Origin of the sequence: Ideonella sp. A 288, assembly GCF_002198735.1 — a bacterium.
Taxonomy (GTDB): Bacteria; Pseudomonadota; Gammaproteobacteria; order Burkholderiales; family Burkholderiaceae_C; genus Pseudaquabacterium.
Genome location: NZ_MWLO01000141.1, coordinates 123024 through 139717, shown reverse-complemented (window position 1 = coordinate 139717; position 16694 = coordinate 123024). Strand labels below are relative to the sequence as shown.

Here is a 16694-nt window from a genome sequence, read left to right as displayed (position 1 = left end):
CAGCACAAGGGTGTCCGGGCCAGACTGCGCTGGGGGTGATGCGCCACAATCCGGCGCATGACCTTCCCGCTCGGATCCCTCGGCGCCGATGGTGCCGGCGCGGCCGCCCCGCAGGCGGGCCGCCCGCCGCGCTGGCGCACCCAGTTCGTGTTGCTCGGCGGCGGCGTGTTGTGGCTGCTGCTGGTGCTGTCGCTGCTGTCGCACCAGGCCACCGACCCCGGCTTTTCCACTTCGGGCCACGGCGGCCCGGTGCTCAACAAGGCCGGGGCGCTGGGCGCCTGGGTCTCCGACCTGGGCTTTTTTGCCTTGGGCTATTCGGTGTGGTGGGCGGTGTTCGCCGGCCTGCGCCAGTTGCTGGCCACGCTGGCCGATGCGCTGCGCGCCGATGCCGACACCCAGGTGGCACACACCCGCTCCTGGTCCCCCTGGGTCGGCCTGCTCCTGCTGGTCACCGCCAGTTGTGCCCTCGAATGGACCCGCCTGTACCGCTTCGACGCCGGACTGCCGGGTGGCCAGGCCGGCGGCGTGCTCGGCCAACTGGTCGGCCAGGCGTCGATGGCCTGGCTCGGCTTCGCCGGCTCGGGCGTGCTCTGGATCGCCGCCGGCGTCGCCGGCCTGTCATTGGCCTTCGGCTTCTCATGGGCGCGCGTGGCCGAGCGCCTGGGTGCCTGGCTCGAATCGCTCGGCACGCGACGCTCGATGGCGCTGGAGCGCCAGGAGGACAAGCGCATCGGCGAAGAGGCCGCGCGCGAGCGCGAACTGGTGGTCGAGGAAGTGCGCGCCGAGGTCAAGGACCACGCGCCCATCGTCATCGAGCCGGCGCTGGTGGAGGTGCCGCGCTCGGCGCGGGTGGCCAAGGAGCGGCAGAAGCCGTTGTTCGTCGAACTGACCGACACCAAGTTGCCGCAGGTCGACCTGCTCGATGCGGCGCCGGCCGGCCGGGTGGAGAGCGTCAATCCCGAGTCGCTGGAAATGACTTCGCGCATGATCGAGAAGAAGCTGCGCGACTTCGGCGTCGAGGTGCGCGTGGTGGCGGCCTCGCCGGGTCCGGTGATCACGCGTTACGAGATCGAGCCGGCCACCGGCGTCAAGGGCTCGCAGGTGGTGAACCTGGCCAAGGACCTGGCGCGGTCGCTGTCGCTGGTGAGCATCCGCGTGGTCGAGACGATCCCCGGGCGCACGACGATGGCGCTGGAGTTGCCCAATGCGCGTCGCCAGACCATCAGACTGGCCGAGATCCTGGGGTCGCAGGTCTACAACGACGCGGCCTCGCAGCTGACCATCGGCCTGGGCAAGGACATCGTCGGCGCGCCGATGGTGGTCGACCTGGCCAAGATGCCGCACTGCCTGGTGGCCGGCACCACCGGCTCGGGCAAGTCGGTGGGCATCAACGCGATGATCCTGAGCCTGCTGTACAAGGCCGAGGCGCGCGACGTGAGGCTCATCCTCATCGACCCGAAGATGCTCGAGATGAGTGTGTACGAAGGCATTCCCCACCTGCTGTGCCCGGTGGTCACCGACATGAAGCAGGCCGCCAATGCGCTGAACTGGTGTGTCGGTGAGATGGAGCGGCGCTACAAGCTGATGAGCAAGCTGGGTGTTCGCAACCTGGCCGGCTACAACAAGAAGGTCACCGAGGCCACCGAGTCGGGCCACTCTCTGCCCAACCCCTTCAGCCTGACGCCCGATTCGCCCGAGCCGCTGGAACGCCTGCCCTTCATCGTCGTGGTCATCGACGAACTGGCCGACCTGATGATGGTGGTGGGCAAGAAGATCGAGGAACTGATCGCCCGCCTGGCACAGAAGGCCCGCGCCTCGGGCATCCACCTCGTGCTGGCCACCCAGCGGCCCAGCGTGGACGTGATCACCGGCCTCATCAAGGCCAACATCCCGACGCGCCTGTCGTTCCAGGTGTCCAGCAAGATCGACAGCCGCACCATCCTCGACCAGATGGGTGCCGAGGCCCTGCTGGGCCAGGGCGACATGCTCTACCTCACGCCCGGTGGCGGTGTGCCGGTGCGGGTGCACGGTGCCTTCGTCAGCGACGAGGAAGTGCACCGCGTGGTCGAGTACCTGAAGAGCCAGGGCGAGCCCAACTACATCGAGGGCATCCTCGAAGGCGGGGTGCTCGAGGGCGACGCCGAAGCCGGGGGGCCCGGCAGCGCCGAGGGCGAAGCCGATCCGATGTACGACCAGGCGGTGGCCATCGTGCTGCAGCACCGCAAGGCCTCGATCTCGCTGGTGCAGCGGCATTTGCGCATTGGATACAACCGCGCGGCCCGATTGCTGGAACAAATGGAGAAGTCCGGACTCGTATCCTCCATGTCCACCAACGGCAATCGCGACCTCCTGCTGCCCAAGCGCGACGAGTGACGGCCCACCGCATGAAACTCCTTTGCCTCGCAGCCGCCCTGGCCCTGACTGGCGTGGCCGCGCATGCCGACTCGGTGGACACCTTGCGCGAGTTCTCGCGCGACGTGCGCACCGCGCGCGCCGACTTCACGCAGACGGTGACCTCACCCGACGGTGCAAAGAAAAAGGTGTCCAGCGGCACGTTTGAGTTCGCGCGGCCCAACCGCTTCCGGTTCGCTTACCGCAAGCCCTTCGAGCAGCTGATCGTCAGCGACGGCAAGAAGGTCTGGTTGCACGACCCCGACCTCAACCAGGTGAGCATCCGCGCCTTCGACCAGGCGCTCGGTGCCACGCCGGCGGCGCTGCTGTCGGGCGGCGGGCTGGAGCGCGACTTCGAGCTGTCGGTGCTGCCGGCGCGCGACGGCCTCGACTGGGTGAAGGCGGTGCCGCGCACCAAAGGTGGCGGCGTCGAGACGCTGCAGATCGGCTTCAAGGGCCGCCAGCTGGCGGCGCTGGAGATCGTCGACGCCTTCGGCCAACGCTCGCTGATGCAGTTCGCCGAACTGGCCACCAACTTCGCGGCGGTGGACGCCACCTACCGGTTCGTGCCGCCTGCGGGGGCCGACGTGGTCGAGCAGCCGCGCTGACGCGCGGCGCCGGCGTCGTTCAGAACGCCGCCTTCAGGCCGATGGTCAGGGCCTTCGGCCGTGACGAACTGGTCTGCATGCCCCAGCTGGCATCGACGAAGAGCTTGTCGGGCACCACCGCCCAGCGCACGCCGACCTGTACCCAGGGCGAGCGCTCGCGGTCGTCGGCGAACACCTCGCCCAGCAGGTCGATGCCCGAGGGCAGGCTGCGTTCCAGCGCCATGGCCCAGCCGGTGGTGCTTTGACGGGCCGATTGCGAGTGCGACCAGCCCAGGTTGGCATGGAGCTTCAGGCGCTCGGTGATCGGCAGGCTCATCACGCCATTGAGGAAGGTCGACTCATGGTCCAGCGATTCGCCACTGGGCTTGGCGGCGTCCAGCCCCCAGGCCAGCGTCCAGGCCGGGCCGGTGGGGCCCGGCTCATTGAGCGCGGTCTTGCCAACGAGGGCCAGACCGTGTTCCGACTGGCCGTCGGACCGGGTCGTGGCGACGGCCACGGCGACCTGAGAGCGGTAGCCCACGCCGCAGCCGACTTGCGCCGACAGCCCGGTGGCCGAGGGCGCGCCACGTTGTGTGGCCCGCAGCGCAAATGTCTCGAATTCGCAGGCGCCGCGGTCGAGCACGCCGGCATCCTCGGTCACGATGGGACGGCCTGCCAGGGCCAGTGGGCACAGGCAAGCCAATGCCAGGGCGCCCAGGGCAGGGCGCATCGATCGTGTGTTCATTAGGTCCTCCGAAGATTCGATTGTTCTCAGTGCAGCTGGTGGTCCGTCAGGCCCATCTCGGCGCTGGACATCAGCTTCTCGATGTCCATGAGGATCAGCATTCTCTCGGCGTCGCCTGAACGGACGGTGCCCAACCCGGTGATGTAGTCCGAGTCGATCGTGCCGTTGAACTCCGGCGCGGGCTTCACCTGGTCACGGCCCAGTTCCAGCACGTCGCTGACCGAGTCGACCACGATGCCCACGGTGCGGCCCACGACGTTCAGAATGATGACGACGGTGAACGAATCGTACTTGACGTCGTCCAGTGCAAACCGCACCCGCATGTCGACGATCGGCACGATCACGCCGCGCAGGTTGACCACGCCCTTCATGAACGAGGGCGCATTGGCGATGCGGGTGGGCTGCTCGTAGCCGCGGATCTCCTGCACCTTGAGGATGTCGATGCCGTACTCCTCGCTGCCCAGCGTGAACGACAGCACCTCGCGCGGCGTGCCCTGCGTCGGCGGCGCGGCGTTGGTGGCGGTATGGGTGTCCTGGGCGGTGGCCATGTCCATGCGGGGCTCCTGTTCGATCGGGTGGAAGAGGCCGGGCGGCCTGTGCGCGCGGCTGTCGTGTCATGCCCAGTGTGCCGGCACACCCTGGCGGGGAATGCCCTGATCTGCAGGCCAAGGACCGTCCTGTTCAGCGCTGACACAATGCCGCCATGTCGAACCAGGATTCGCTGTTCGAGGCCGACCCGGCCGATTCGACGGGCCCGACCGGCCCGGGTGGCGCACCCGGCGCTGCCGAACCTCCCGCGCCCGCCGGCACGGTGCCGCTGGCAGAGCGTCTGCGGCCGCGCACCTTGGACGAGGTGATCGGCCAGGCCCACCTGCTGGGCCCCGGCAAGCCGCTGCGCGTGGCCTTCGAGACCGGGCGCCTGCACTCGATGATCCTCTGGGGTCCGCCGGGCGTGGGCAAGACCACGCTGGCGCGTCTGGTGGCCGGCGCGGTGAGTTCGCGCTTCATCGTGCTGTCGGCCGTGCTGGCCGGCGTGAAGGACATCCGCGAGGCCGTCGAGCAGGCGCGTGCCAGCCGCCGCGCCGGCCAGGGCACCGTGGTCTTCGTCGACGAGGTGCACCGCTTCAACAAGGGCCAGCAGGACGCATTCCTGCCGCATGTCGAATCCGGCCTGTTCACCTTCATCGGCGCCACCACCGAGAACCCCTCCTTCGAGGTCAACTCGGCGCTGCTCTCTCGGGCCACGGTGCATGTGCTCAAGCCTCTGGATGCCGACGACCTGGCGCGCCTGGTGGATCGTGCCCGCCAGTCGGTGCAGGCGCCGGCGCTCACCGACGCTGCCCGCGACCGCCTGATCGGCTACGCCGACGGTGATGCGCGGCGGCTGCTCAACGCCTACGAGACCCTGGCCGAACTGGCCGACGGGGCCGGCCCGATCGACGAGGCCGTGCTGGAACAGGCGCTGGGCGAGATGCTGCGCCGCTACGACAAGGGCGGCGACCAGTTCTACGACAGCATCTCGGCGCTGCACAAGTCGGTGCGCGGCTCCGACCCCGACGCCGCGCTTTACTGGCTGGCGCGCATGGTCGACGGCGGCGTCGACCCGCGCTACATCGCGCGCCGCGTCATCCGCATGGCGGCCGAGGACATCGGCCTGGCCGACCCGCGCGGCCAGCAACTGGCCCTGCAGGCCGCCGAGGTCTACGAGCGCCTGGGCTCGCCGGAGGGTGAGCTGGCGTTGGCGCAAGCGGTGGTCTACCTGGCCGTGGCGCCGAAGTCGAACGCGGTCTACACCGCCTGGAAGGCCGCGTGCGCCTTCGTGCGCGAGGACGGCACCCGTCCGGTGCCCATGCACCTGCGCAATGCGCCGACCGCGCTGATGAAGCAGCACGGCCACGGGCAGGGTTACCGCTATGCGCACGACGAGTCCGGCGGCTACGCGGCCGGCGAACGCTACCTGCCCGACGGCATGCCGGCCACGCCTTTCTACAAGCCGGTGCCGCGCGGGCTGGAAGTGCGCATTGGCGAGCGGCTGTCCGAATTGCGTGCGCTGGACGAACAGGCGAGCAATCCTCGGTAGGGGCCGGGTACTTCCGCCGATTGTTCGATGGTCGCCTGGGAATGTCCCTGCATTCTCACGGAACTCGATCTCTACAATCCGCGCCAGCTTGAAATCCGAGCGGCGGGTTTCTTGCTAGATACCGACAAGAAGTCGCGGCGCAAAGTCGCGGTGAGCACCGGAGACTCCCGATGGACACACTTTTGCAGCAGATCATCAACGGTCTGGTGCTGGGCAGCATGTATGCGCTCGTGGCACTGGGCTACACGATGGTCTACGGGATCATCAACCTCATCAACTTCGCCCATGGCGAGGTGCTGATGGTGGGCGCGCTGACCAGCTGGACCGTGATCCAGTTTCTCGGACAGGCCGGGCTGCCGGGCTGGCTGCTGCTGCTGATCTCGCTGGCCGCGGCCATCGTGGTGTGTTCGGCGCTGAACTTCGCGATCGAGAAGATCGCCTACCGACCATTGCGCAACGCACCGCGACTGGCGCCACTGATCACCGCCATGGGCATGAGCCTGCTGCTGCAGACGCTGGCGATGATCATCTGGAAGCCCAGCACCAAGCCCTATCCGATCCTGCTGCCGTCCGAACCCTTCTTCATCGGCGGCGCGGTGATCAACCTGACGCAGATCCTCATCCTCGTCGTCACGGCGGTCACGCTGGCCGGCCTGATGTACCTGGTCAATCACACCAAGCTCGGCCGCGCGATGCGGGCCACCGCCGAGAACCCGCGGGTGGCCGCGCTGATGGGCGTGCGCCCCGACATGGTGATCTCGGCCACCTTCATCATCGGCGCGGCGCTGGCGGCGCTGGCCGGCGTGATGTACGCGGCCAACTACGGCACCGTGCAGCACACGATGGGCTTCCTGCCCGGCCTGAAGGCCTTCACCGCGGCGGTGTTCGGCGGCATCGGCAACCTGGCCGGCGCCGTGGTCGGCGGGGTGCTGCTGGGCATCATCGAGGCACTGGGCTCCGGCTACATCGGCGTGCTCACCGGGGGCGTGCTGGGCAGCCAGTACTCCGACATCTTCGCCTTCATCGTGCTGATCCTCGTGCTCACCGTGCGGCCGCAGGGCCTGCTCGGCGAGCGTGTGGCCGACCGCGCCTGACCTGAGGGAGACACAAGCCATGAAGAACAAACTCGTCGTCTTCCTGATCGCCGCCGTGGCGCTGCTGGTGCTGCCGCTGGTGGCCCAGGCCGCCGGCAACTTCTGGGTGCGGATGATCGACTTCGCCCTGCTGTACGTGCTGCTCGCACTGGGCCTGAACATCGTCGTCGGCTATGCCGGTCTGCTCGACCTCGGCTACGTGGCCTTCTACGCGGTGGGCGCCTACATGTTCGGCCTGCTCGCGTCGCCTCACCTCACCGACACGTTCCCGGCCATCAAGGCCATCTTTCCGAACGGCCTGCATTCGCCGGTGTGGCTGGTGATCCCGCTCGGGGCATTGCTCGCCGGCATGGCCGGCGTGATCCTCGGTGCGCCCACGCTCAAGCTGCGCGGCGACTACCTGGCCATCGTCACGCTGGGCTTCGGCGAGATCATCCGGGTGTTCATGAACAACCTCGACCGACCGCTGAACATCACCAACGGGCCCAAGGGTCTGCAGCAGATCGACAGCATCAAGGTGCCGGCGCTGGGGCTCGACTTCGGACGTCCGGGCGAACTGTTCGGCATGGAGATCTCGTCGGTCACCAAGTACTACTACCTGTTCCTGGCGCTGGTGGTCATCAGCGTGATCATCTGCTACCGGCTCGAGCGCTCGCGCATCGGGCGCGCCTGGATGGCGATCCGCGAGGACGAGATCGCCGCCAAGGCCATGGGCATCAACACCCGCAACCTCAAGCTGCTGGCCTTCGGCATGGGCGCCACCTTCGGCGGTGTCTCGGGGGTGATGTTCGCCACCTTCCAGAACTTCGTCTCGCCCGAGTCGTTCTCGCTGCAGGAGAGCGTGATGATCGTGGCCATGGTGGTGCTCGGCGGCATCGGCCACATCCCCGGGGTGGTGCTCGGCGCCGTGCTGCTGGCGGTGCTGCCCGAGGCGCTGCGATGGGTGTCGGGTGAACTCGACCTGCAGCGGCTCACCGATGGCCGCATCGACGCCGCCATCCTGCGCCAGTTGCTGATCGCGTTGGCGATGATCGCCATCATGCTGGCGCGGCCGCGCGGCCTGTGGCCCTCGCCCGAGCACGGCAAGGCCGCGCCTGCTCCCACCACCCCCGTCAAGCCCTGAGCGAGGAGACATCGATGAGCGATCTCGTCCTCCAGGTGGCCGGCGTGTCCAAGCGCTTCGGCGGGCTGCAGGCCCTGTCCGATGTCGGCATCACCATCCGCGCCGGCCAGGTCTATGGCCTGATCGGCCCCAACGGCGCCGGCAAGACCACCTTCTTCAATGTGCTGACCGGGCTGTACACCCCCGACTCGGGCAGTTTCGAACTCGGCGGCGCCCCCTACAAGCCCACCGCGGTGCACGAGGTGGCCAAGGCCGGCATCGCGCGCACCTTCCAGAACATCCGCCTGTTCGCCGAAATGACAGCGCTCGAGAACGTGATGGTCGGGCGCCACGTTCGCAGCGGCTCGGGCCTGCTGGGCGCCATCTTCCGCACGTCTGGCTTCAAGGCCGAGGAGGCCGCCATCGCCCACCGTGCCCAGGAATTGCTCGACTACGTCGGCATCGGCCGCTATGCCGAATACAAGGCGCGCACGCTGAGCTACGGCGACCAGCGCCGGCTCGAGATCGCACGCGCCCTGGCCACCGACCCCAAGCTGATCGCACTGGATGAGCCCGCCGCCGGCATGAACGCCACCGAGAAGGTGGTGCTGCGCGAGCTGATCGACCGCATCCGCAAGGATGGCCGCACCATCCTGCTGATCGAACACGACGTGAAGCTGGTGATGGGCCTGTGCGACCGCGTCACCGTGCTCGACTACGGCAAGCAGATCGCCGAGGGCACGCCCTACGACGTCCAGCGCAACGAGAAGGTGATCGAGGCCTACCTGGGCGCCGGCCACAAGGCCCACTGATCGAGGAGCACCAAGGACATGGCAAACGACAATGTGCTGCTCGAAGTGAGCGGCCTGAAGGTCGCCTACGGCGGCATCCAGGCCGTCAAGGGCGCGAACTTCGAGGTCCGCCAGGGTGAGCTGGTCTGCCTGATCGGGGCCAATGGCGCTGGCAAGACCACCACCCTGAAGGCGATCACCGGCACCCAGCCGGTGGCGGCCGGCGAGATCAAGTTCATGGGCCGCAGCATCAAGGGCCAGGGCGCCTGGGACCTGGTCAAGCAGGGCTTGGTGATGGTGCCCGAGGGCCGAGGCACCTTCACCCGCATGACCATCACCGAGAACCTGCTTATGGGTGCCTACGTGCGCGACGACGGTGAAGTGCAGGCCGACATCGACAAGGTCTTCGCCATCTTTCCGCGGCTGAAGGAGCGTGCCCTGCAGCTGGCCGGCACCATGTCCGGCGGCGAGCAGCAGATGCTGGCCATGGGCCGCGCATTGATGGCCCGGCCCAAGGTGCTGCTGCTCGACGAACCCTCGATGGGCCTGTCGCCGATCATGGTCGACAAGATCTTCGAGGTCGTGGCCGACATCCACGGCCGTGGCACCACCGTGCTGCTGGTCGAGCAGAACGCCAGCCGGGCATTGCAGCTGGCCAACCGCGGCTACGTGATGGAGTCCGGCGAGGTGACGATGAGCGGCGAGGCCAAGGCCCTGCTCGACGACCCGAAGGTGCGGGCCGCCTACCTGGGTGAGTGAGTCCGCCGCCTGGTCGCCTGACCAGGCGATGGCCTCGGCCCCGCCCACCAGCGCCGGGCGCCAGGGTGGCTTGTGAGCAATCCTGCCGGATGCTCCCCAGCCTGGGGGACTGTCCGCTGTGCCGCGACGGGCCCCGGCGATAAACTCTTTGGCCTTGCGGCGGTCATCGTGAGCGCCGGCCGGACCTGTCGAGGAAACAGCATGCCCACCACTCTCTCCCGCAGCACGGCGGCGCACCGCCCATGGTCCCTGACCGGACTGTCCGTCGCCGTGTCCCTGGCCGCGCTGTCCCTGGCCGGCTGCAACGGCACGACGCCCACGATGGGCGAGAACAAGGGCACCGTCTCCGGCGCCGCTGGCGGGTCCACCGCGCAGGGCAACAACAGTGCGCTCGAGAAGTGCACCGAGACGCTCGGCACCATGGCCGTGCAGGAAGACGTGAACGCGCCCTGGTACCTCGAACTGCGCAACTACCAGCTCGGCTCCACGCTGCCCGTGCTGCGCCTGATGATCCAGCAGAGCAATTGCTTCGTCATCGTCGAGCGCGGCCGTGCCATGAACAACATGATGCAGGAACGCAACCTGCAGCAATCGGGCGAGATGCGCGGCGGCAGCAACTTCGGCAAGGGCCAGATGGTGGCGGCCGACTACACGATGAGCCCCAGCATCCAGTTCTCGGCCAAGACCGGCGGCGTGGCCGCGGGCCTGGCGACCCGGGCCTTCGGTGGCCTGGGGGCGCTGGCCGGTGGCCTGAGCACCAATGAGGCGGCCACGACGCTGCTGCTGATCGACAACCGCTCGGGCGTGCAGATTTCCGCCGCCGAGGGCACGGCCAAGAACATGGATTTCAGCCTCTTCGGCGGCGCCTTCGGTGGCCTCACCGGCGTGGGCGCGGGCGGCTACTCCAGCACACCGCAGGGCAAGGTCATCGTCACGGCCTTCGCCGACTCGTACAACCAGATGGTCAAGGCCTTGCGCAACTACAAGGCGCAGACCGTCAAGGGCGGCCTGGGCACTGGCGGGCGCCTGGGCGTCGACGGCGGCTCGACACCGGCCTCGAAGGAGGTGAGCGCGCCGCCGCCCGCCGCGGCCGCCGTGCCGGCCGCGGCCACCGCACCGACGGCCGCCACCACGGCACCCGCCGCCAAGCCGGCACCGAAGAAGGCCCCGGCCAAGAAGCCCGCGCCGGCCCCGGTGCCCAAGGGTAACTGACCGAGCGCGGCCCCGAGCCGCGTGGTCGACACCTCACAAGCAAATGTGGCTCTGCCACTTTGCTTGACCCCCGCGGGGGGCGGGCTGGGCGCAGCGCGGCCCTGGGGGCGCTGACAAGGCGGCCTGCGGGCCGCCTGTTTCGTGGCCCACCGGCCGCGCGTCGGGGCGCTGCGTCAGTCGATGCGCGCGCCGGAGGCCTTCACCACCGGCTGGTACTTGGCCAGTTCGGCCTGCACGAAGCTGGCGAACTGCGCCGGCGTGGTCGGCGCCGGCTCGGCCATCAGTGTCGCCATCCGGGCTTTGATCTCGGGCGAGGCCAGCGCCTCGACGAAGGCGCGGTTCAGCCGCTCCGTCACGTCCGCCGGCAGCCGCGCCGGCCCGAACAGGCCGAACCAGGTGTCGACCTGGAACTGCCCCAGGCCGTCGGCGGCGCCAGCCTCGGCCACCGTGGGCACGTCGGGCATCGCGGGCGATCGCCGTGCCGTCGTCACCGCCAGCGCGCGCAGCTTGCCGGCGCGGATGTTGGCCGAGGCGGTGGCCAGGTTGTCGAAGTTCAGGTCCACCTGCCCCGACAGCAGCGCCAGTTGCGCCGGGTTGCCGCCGCCGTAGGGGATGTGCACCATGAACACGCCGGCCTGCGACTTGAACATCTCCGCCGCCAGGTGACCAGCGCTGCCATTGCCGCCCGAGCCCACGTTCAGGCGCCCCGGGTTCTGGCGCGCATGGGCCAGCAGGTCGCGCAGCGTGACGATGCCCAGGCGCTGCGCGGTGTCGGCGTTCATCACCAGCACGTTGGGCACCTGCGCGACGCGGGTGATCGGCGTGAAGTCGCGGGTCGGGTCATAGGGCATCTTGGCGTACAGCCAGGGGTTGATGGCGTGCGTGGCCACCGCGCCCATCACCAGCGTGTGGCCGTCGGGCGCGGCCTTGGCCACCAGGTCGGCGCCGAGGTTACCACCGGCGCCGGGCCGGTTCTCGACCACCACCGTGCCCAGCGTGTCCTTCACGCGTTCGGCCAGCGCGCGGGCCACGATGTCCAGCGGTCCGCCGGGCGGATAGGGCACGATCAGCCGGATCGGCCGCACGGCTGGTTGCGACCAGGCGACGGGCGCCCCCAACGCGCCGGCCAGCACCACGACGGCGCGGCGGCGGGCCAGGCGGCTCGGGATGGTCGACGTGGCGGACGACAACGACGATGATGCGGGTTTGCCGAGGAGACGAGTCATGACGTTGTGTCCGATTGCAGTGGTGGCGGGTTGTGCCAAGTGCCCGGCCTTCAAGGTCTGCCCGCTCAAGGGCGTGATCGGCGACCAGGGGCCGTCGGCCGAGGCCAAGCCCGAGCCGAAGTCCGCCAAGCCGGCGGCCAAGAAGAAGCCCTGATCACGGACGTGCGGGTCACGCCGCCTTGGCCAGGTCAGCCGCCGACGTGAACGCATCGGCGTGGAACTCGTCGGCGGGCAGGCCGCAGCGCCCGACGAAGTCGCGCCGGGCGGCGTCCACCATCACCGGCGCGCCGCAGGCATAGACCTGCTGGCCCGACAGGTCGGGCAGGTCGGCCATCACCACCTCGTGCACCAGGCCCACCCGCCCCGTCCAGCCGTCGGCCGCCGTCGGCTCCGACAGCACCGGCACGTAGCGCAGGTTCGGCATCGTGGCCGCGGCCTGCACGGCCCAGTCGTGCAGGTACAGGTCGTCGCGGCGGCGGCAACCCCAGTACAGCACCGCGGGGCGGTCGATGGCGGCGTCCTGCAGGCGCTCGACGATGGCCTTGATCGGCGCGAGGCCCGTGCCCGAGGCCAGCAGCACGATCGGTCTGGCGGAATCCTCGCGCAGGAAGAAGCTGCCGTACGGCCCTTCCATGCGCAGGATGTCCTTCTCCTTCATCGTGCCGAACACCTGGTCGGTGAACTTGCCGCCGGGCATGTGGCGCACGTGCAGTTCGATGGCCGGGGGCGAGCCCAGGCGCGACGGTGCATTGGCCATCGAGTAGCTGCGCCGCGTGCCGTCGCGCAGGATGAACTCGATGTACTGTCCGGCGCGGTACTGGAAGCTCTGGTTGGCCGGCAACTGCAGGCGCAGCACCGCCACGTCGGGTGCCGGCCGGGTGATGGTCAGCACGCGGCTGGGCATTTTCAGGATCGGGAATTCGCCCGCGCCGGGCACGCTGCGCGCCTCGACCACGCAATCGGTCTGCGGCGTGGCGCAGCAGGTGAGGATCAGGCCCGCGGCCTCCTCGTCGGCCGTCAGGGCCTTGGCCTGGTGCGCGCCGTGGATCACCCGGCCGTCGAGCAGCCGGCTCTTGCAGGAGCCGCAGGCCCCGTCGCGGCAGCCATAGGGCAGGCCGATGCCCTGCCGGATGGCGGCGGCCAGGATGGCCTCGTCGCGGGCGACCTCGATGTCGCGGTTGGCGGGCTGAACGTTGACTCGGAAGCTCATGGCACGGGGGCGGACACTACACTGCGGTGCGCCATTTTGCCTGCCCCCTTGCGCCTGAAATGAATCCCCCACGTTCGCTTCGTTCGCGGCCCCCCGAGGGGGCTGAGCGCCGCGGCTCCAAGTCCGCAGGCGCGGACTTGGACGGCACGAAGGCCTGGCGCGTCTCGTGCCAGGCGCCTCAGTGCCTTCGGGCGGCCGGGCGTCACTGACATGCCCTCGATGCCCGCCAGATTCCGCAGGCCCACCTTGCTCATCGTCGGTTGCGGCGATGTCGGCATGCGCGTGCTGCGCCTGGCGCGCGGCCGTTGGCGGCTGCTGACCTTGACCTCGTCGCCCGAGCGCTTCGACGCACTGCGCGCCGCCGGGGCCGTGCCGCTGCTGGGCAACCTCGACGAGCCGGCCACGCTGATGCGGCTGGGCCGCCTGGCCGATGCGGTGCTGCACCTGGCGCCGCCGCCCAACCAGGGCGCACGCGACCCGCGCACGGCGGCACTGCTGGCGGCGCTGGCCCGTGGCGGCCGCGTGCGCCGGCTTGTCTACGGCAGCACCAGCGGCGTGTACGGCGACGCCGGCGGCGAGCGCTTCGACGAGACGCGCGTGGTGAATCCCGCGAGCGACCGCGCCCGGCGGCGCGTCGATGCCGAGCGCCACCTGCGCGCCTACGGCCGCCGCTGTGGCGTGGTGGTGAGCATCCTGCGCATCCCCGGCATCTACGCGCCCGACAGGCCGGGCGGCCACCCGCGCGAGCGGCTGGCCCGCGGCACGCCGGTGCTGCGGCGCGAGGACGATGTCTACACCAACCACATCCATGCCGACGACCTGGCGCGGGCCTGCGTGGCCGCGCTGCACCATGGCCTGCCGCAGCGCATCGTGCACGCCAGCGACGACACCGAGCTGACGATGGGAGACTACTTCGACCTGGCCGCGCGGCTGTGTGGCCTGCCGCCGCCGCCGCGCATCTCGCGCGACGAGGCGCGACAGGTGCTGCCGCCGATGCTGCTGAGCTTCATGAGCGAATCGCGCCGGCTCGACAACCGGCGGCTGAAGGCCGACCTGCGCCTGCGCCTGCGCTACCCCACGGTGGCCGACGGGCTGGTGCCCTGACCGCCCGCGGCGATCAGCGCCGCCGGCCCCGGAACGACGACTGGCTGCGCCAGTGGCGGATCAGCAGCCAGGCCCCGAGCATGCCGCCCAGGTGGGCGAAGTGGGCCACGCCCGATCCGCCGAAGAACACGCCCAGCAGCAGTTCAAGGCCGCCGAAGATGGCCACCATGGTCTTGGCCGGCACCGGCACCGGCGGCAGCGGCACCAGGTCGCGCCGCGTGATCATCATGAAGAACAGCCCCATGCCCAGCAGGTTGATCATCTGGTTGGGCACCATCATCAGCAGCATCGGCAGGAAGCCGATCAGGTCGAAGCGGCGCGAGGGAAAGGCCAGCGCGTAGGCCAGCAAGAGGCCGAACAGCGCCCCCGACGCACCCACCGTGTAGGCGTTGGAGCCGATGAGGAAGGTCACCAGCAGCTGGGCCATCGCGGCGGTCAGCACGCTGGCCGCGAGCATCTGGTAGTAGCGGCGATTGCCCCACAGGCGCTCGAGCTCGGCGCCGAACATCCACAGGCCAAGCATGTTGAACAGCAGGTGGTCGAAGCCGCCGTGCAGGAACGCGTAGGTGATCACCTGCCAGGGCAGGAAATGGCCGCTCGCGATCGGCCACAGCCCAAAGAACTGGCTGATCAGCGGCACGAAGCTCTGCAGGCAGAAGATCGCCGTGCAGATCAGCATCAGCGCCTTGGTGACCGGTGGCAATGGGGGCATGCGTCTGCAGGAGGGTGGTGCCCGCGGCCAGACTCGAACTGGCACGCCTTGCGGCGGCGGATTTTGAATCCGCTACGTCTACCGATTTCGTCACGCGGGCTGTGGGACGCGCCATCGCGGCGCAGCGTGATCGGAGATTATGCACGCCGCCCTGCGGCCCCTCGCGGTGGCTGAGACAATCCTCTGCGGAGGAACGCATGACATGACCGGCTATCCCACCATCGAAGACGTGATCGGCCGCACACCGCTGGTGCGGCTGCAGCGCGTGCCGGGAGACGCCGGGGCCCCGCGGGGCAACGTGCTGCTCGGCAAGCTCGAGGGCAACAACCCTGCTGGCTCGGTGAAGGACCGCCCGGCGATGAGCATGATCCGCCGGGCCGAAGAGCGCGGCGACATCCGCCCCGGCGACACGCTGATCGAGGCCACCTCGGGCAATACCGGTATCGCGCTGGCCATGGCGGCCGCGATCCGCGGCTACCGCATGGTGCTGATCATGCCGGAGGACCTGTCCATCGAGCGCGCGCAAACCATGCGCGCCTACGGCGCCGAACTGATCCTCACGCCCCGCTCGGGCGGCATGGAATACGCGCGCGACCTGGCCGAGCAGATGCAGCGCGACGGCAAGGGCCGCGTGCTCGATCAGTTCGCCAACGGCGACAACCCGCGCGTGCACTTCGAGACCACCGGCCCCGAGATCTGGCAGGACACCGCCGGGCGCATCACGCACTTCGTCAGCGCCATGGGCACCACCGGCACCATCACCGGCGTCGGCCGCTACCTGAAGCAGCAGAACCCGGCGGTGCGCATCGTCGGCGCGCAGCCTGCCGAGGGCTCGCGCATCCCCGGCATCCGCAAGTGGCCCGAGGCTTACCTGCCGACGATCTACGACCCGGCCCAGGTCGACGAGCTGGTGCTCGTCAGCCAAGCCGACGCCGAAGACATGGCCCGGCGCCTGGCGCGCGAGGAAGGCCTGTTCGCCGGCATCTCGGCGGCGGGCGCGGCCTGGGTGGCACTGCAGCTGGCCCGCCAGCTCGAGAACGCCACCATCGTGTTCATCGTCTGCGACCGCGGCGAGCGCTACCTGTCCACCGGCGTGTTCCCCGCCTGAGCGTTGCGATGAGCACTCCTTATCGCTACTGCCCGAGCTGTGCCACCGAACTGCAGCCGATCGAGTTGCTCGAGGACGGCGGCCCCAAGACCCGGCTGCGCTGCCCGGCCTGCCAGTGGACCCACTGGAACAACCCGACGCCGGTGCTGGCCGCGGTGATCGAATGTGCCGACCGCGATGGCCAGGTGCTGCTGGCGCGCAATGCGGCCTGGTCGGGGCGCATGTTCGCGCTGATCACCGGCTTCATGGAGGCAGGCGAGACGCCGGAAGAAGGCCTCACGCGAGAGGTGGCCGAGGAAACCTCGCTCGAGGTGCTGTCGCTGAAGCTCATCGGCGTCTACGACTTCCAGCGCATGAACCAGATCATCATCGCCTACCACGCGCTGGCCCGCGGCGAGGTGCGGCTGTCGCCCGAACTGGTCGAGTACAAGCTCTACCGCCCCGAAGAACTGATGTGCTGGCCGGCCGGCACCGGCTACGCGCTGGCCGACTGGCTGCGCTCGCGCGGCCACGAGCCGAAGTTCATGGAATGGCCCCGCCGTCCCTGACGTCGCGCCCTAGAATCCGCCGACA

The 16694-nt window shown here is 69.4% G+C and carries 17 protein-coding genes and 1 tRNA gene; 12 read left to right on the top strand and 6 right to left on the bottom strand.

The genetic code is table 11. The features are described 5' to 3' along the window. The first annotated feature begins 57 nt into the window (after positions 1 to 57). Positions 58 to 2373, top strand: a complete 2316-nt coding sequence (locus EOINJALH_RS22920) for a DNA translocase FtsK (RefSeq protein WP_088284458.1) — start codon at positions 58 to 60, stop codon at positions 2371 to 2373. An 11-nt stretch (positions 2374 to 2384) separates the two neighbouring features. Next, positions 2385 to 2999, top strand: coding sequence for an outer membrane lipoprotein chaperone LolA (lolA, locus tag EOINJALH_RS22915; RefSeq protein ID WP_088284518.1), 615 nt, complete (start codon positions 2385 to 2387; stop codon positions 2997 to 2999). Positions 3000 to 3018: 19 nt separating this feature from the next. On the opposite strand, the gene EOINJALH_RS22910 is transcribed toward lolA, so the two are convergent. Next, complete coding sequence (locus tag EOINJALH_RS22910; protein WP_088284456.1) at positions 3019 to 3723, bottom strand: hypothetical protein; 705 nt, start codon at positions 3721 to 3723, stop codon at positions 3019 to 3021. 26 nt (positions 3724 to 3749) lie between these two features. Continuing rightward, complete coding sequence (locus EOINJALH_RS22905) at positions 3750 to 4277, bottom strand: chemotaxis protein CheW (protein ID WP_088284454.1); 528 nt, start codon at positions 4275 to 4277, stop codon at positions 3750 to 3752. Between the two features lie 149 nt (positions 4278 to 4426). Between EOINJALH_RS22905 and EOINJALH_RS22900 the strand changes: the two genes are divergently transcribed. From EOINJALH_RS22900 to EOINJALH_RS22875, 6 genes are all read left to right on the top strand, one after another. After that, positions 4427 to 5803 carry a replication-associated recombination protein A gene (locus EOINJALH_RS22900; protein ID WP_088284452.1) on the top strand — a complete coding sequence of 459 codons (1377 nt, stop codon included), beginning with the start codon at positions 4427 to 4429 and terminating at the stop codon, positions 5801 to 5803. 170 nt (positions 5804 to 5973) lie between these two features. After that, positions 5974 to 6897 carry a branched-chain amino acid ABC transporter permease gene (locus tag EOINJALH_RS22895; RefSeq protein ID WP_088284450.1) on the top strand — a complete coding sequence of 308 codons (924 nt, stop codon included), beginning with the start codon at positions 5974 to 5976 and terminating at the stop codon, positions 6895 to 6897. A 19-nt stretch (positions 6898 to 6916) separates the two neighbouring features. Then, positions 6917 to 8020, top strand: a complete 1104-nt coding sequence (locus EOINJALH_RS22890; protein WP_088284448.1) for a branched-chain amino acid ABC transporter permease — start codon at positions 6917 to 6919, stop codon at positions 8018 to 8020. 14 nt (positions 8021 to 8034) lie between these two features. Continuing rightward, complete coding sequence (locus EOINJALH_RS22885) at positions 8035 to 8811, top strand: ABC transporter ATP-binding protein (protein WP_088284446.1); 777 nt, start codon at positions 8035 to 8037, stop codon at positions 8809 to 8811. Between the two features lie 18 nt (positions 8812 to 8829). Beyond that, the gene (locus EOINJALH_RS22880; RefSeq protein WP_199873458.1) at positions 8830 to 9549 is read left to right on the top strand and encodes an ABC transporter ATP-binding protein; all 720 of its coding nucleotides are present in this window, start codon (positions 8830 to 8832) and stop codon (positions 9547 to 9549) included. 201 nt (positions 9550 to 9750) lie between these two features. Beyond that, the gene (locus EOINJALH_RS22875) at positions 9751 to 10761 is read left to right on the top strand and encodes a CsgG/HfaB family protein (RefSeq protein WP_144290136.1); all 1011 of its coding nucleotides are present in this window, start codon (positions 9751 to 9753) and stop codon (positions 10759 to 10761) included. Between the two features lie 173 nt (positions 10762 to 10934). Here the strand turns inward: EOINJALH_RS22875 and EOINJALH_RS22870 are convergent, their stop codons facing one another. Further along, complete coding sequence (locus EOINJALH_RS22870; RefSeq protein ID WP_088284444.1) at positions 10935 to 11987, bottom strand: tripartite tricarboxylate transporter substrate binding protein; 1053 nt, start codon at positions 11985 to 11987, stop codon at positions 10935 to 10937. Between EOINJALH_RS22870 and EOINJALH_RS32270 the strand changes: the two genes are divergently transcribed. Next, positions 11986 to 12141: a hypothetical protein gene (locus tag EOINJALH_RS32270; RefSeq protein ID WP_199873457.1), complete on the top strand. Its 156-nt coding sequence runs from the start codon at positions 11986 to 11988 to the stop codon at positions 12139 to 12141. The two genes, EOINJALH_RS22870 and EOINJALH_RS32270, sit on opposite strands and share 2 nt — an antisense overlap. A 15-nt stretch (positions 12142 to 12156) precedes the next feature. Here the strand turns inward: EOINJALH_RS32270 and EOINJALH_RS22865 are convergent, their stop codons facing one another. After that, complete coding sequence (locus EOINJALH_RS22865) at positions 12157 to 13197, bottom strand: CDP-6-deoxy-delta-3,4-glucoseen reductase (RefSeq protein ID WP_088284442.1); 1041 nt, start codon at positions 13195 to 13197, stop codon at positions 12157 to 12159. Positions 13198 to 13407: 210 nt separating this feature from the next. On the opposite strand from EOINJALH_RS22865, the gene EOINJALH_RS22860 reads away from it, so the two are divergent. Beyond that, complete coding sequence (locus EOINJALH_RS22860; RefSeq protein ID WP_088284440.1) at positions 13408 to 14301, top strand: SDR family oxidoreductase; 894 nt, start codon at positions 13408 to 13410, stop codon at positions 14299 to 14301. Positions 14302 to 14314: 13 nt separating this feature from the next. Here the strand turns inward: EOINJALH_RS22860 and EOINJALH_RS22855 are convergent, their stop codons facing one another. Further along, a complete protein-coding gene (locus EOINJALH_RS22855; protein ID WP_088284439.1) occupies positions 14315 to 15013 on the bottom strand; it encodes a rhomboid family intramembrane serine protease in 699 nt (232 codons plus the stop codon). 15 nt (positions 15014 to 15028) lie between these two features. Beyond that, positions 15029 to 15113, bottom strand: a tRNA-Leu gene (locus tag EOINJALH_RS22850). A 102-nt stretch (positions 15114 to 15215) separates the two neighbouring features. On the opposite strand from EOINJALH_RS22850, the gene cysM reads away from it, so the two are divergent. Together cysM and EOINJALH_RS22840 are read left to right on the top strand one after the other, a co-directional pair. After that, complete coding sequence (gene cysM, locus EOINJALH_RS22845) at positions 15216 to 16121, top strand: cysteine synthase CysM (RefSeq protein ID WP_088284437.1); 906 nt, start codon at positions 15216 to 15218, stop codon at positions 16119 to 16121. Positions 16122 to 16129: 8 nt separating this feature from the next. Continuing rightward, complete coding sequence (locus EOINJALH_RS22840; protein WP_088284435.1) at positions 16130 to 16669, top strand: NUDIX domain-containing protein; 540 nt, start codon at positions 16130 to 16132, stop codon at positions 16667 to 16669. Positions 16670 to 16694 lie beyond the last annotated feature (25 nt).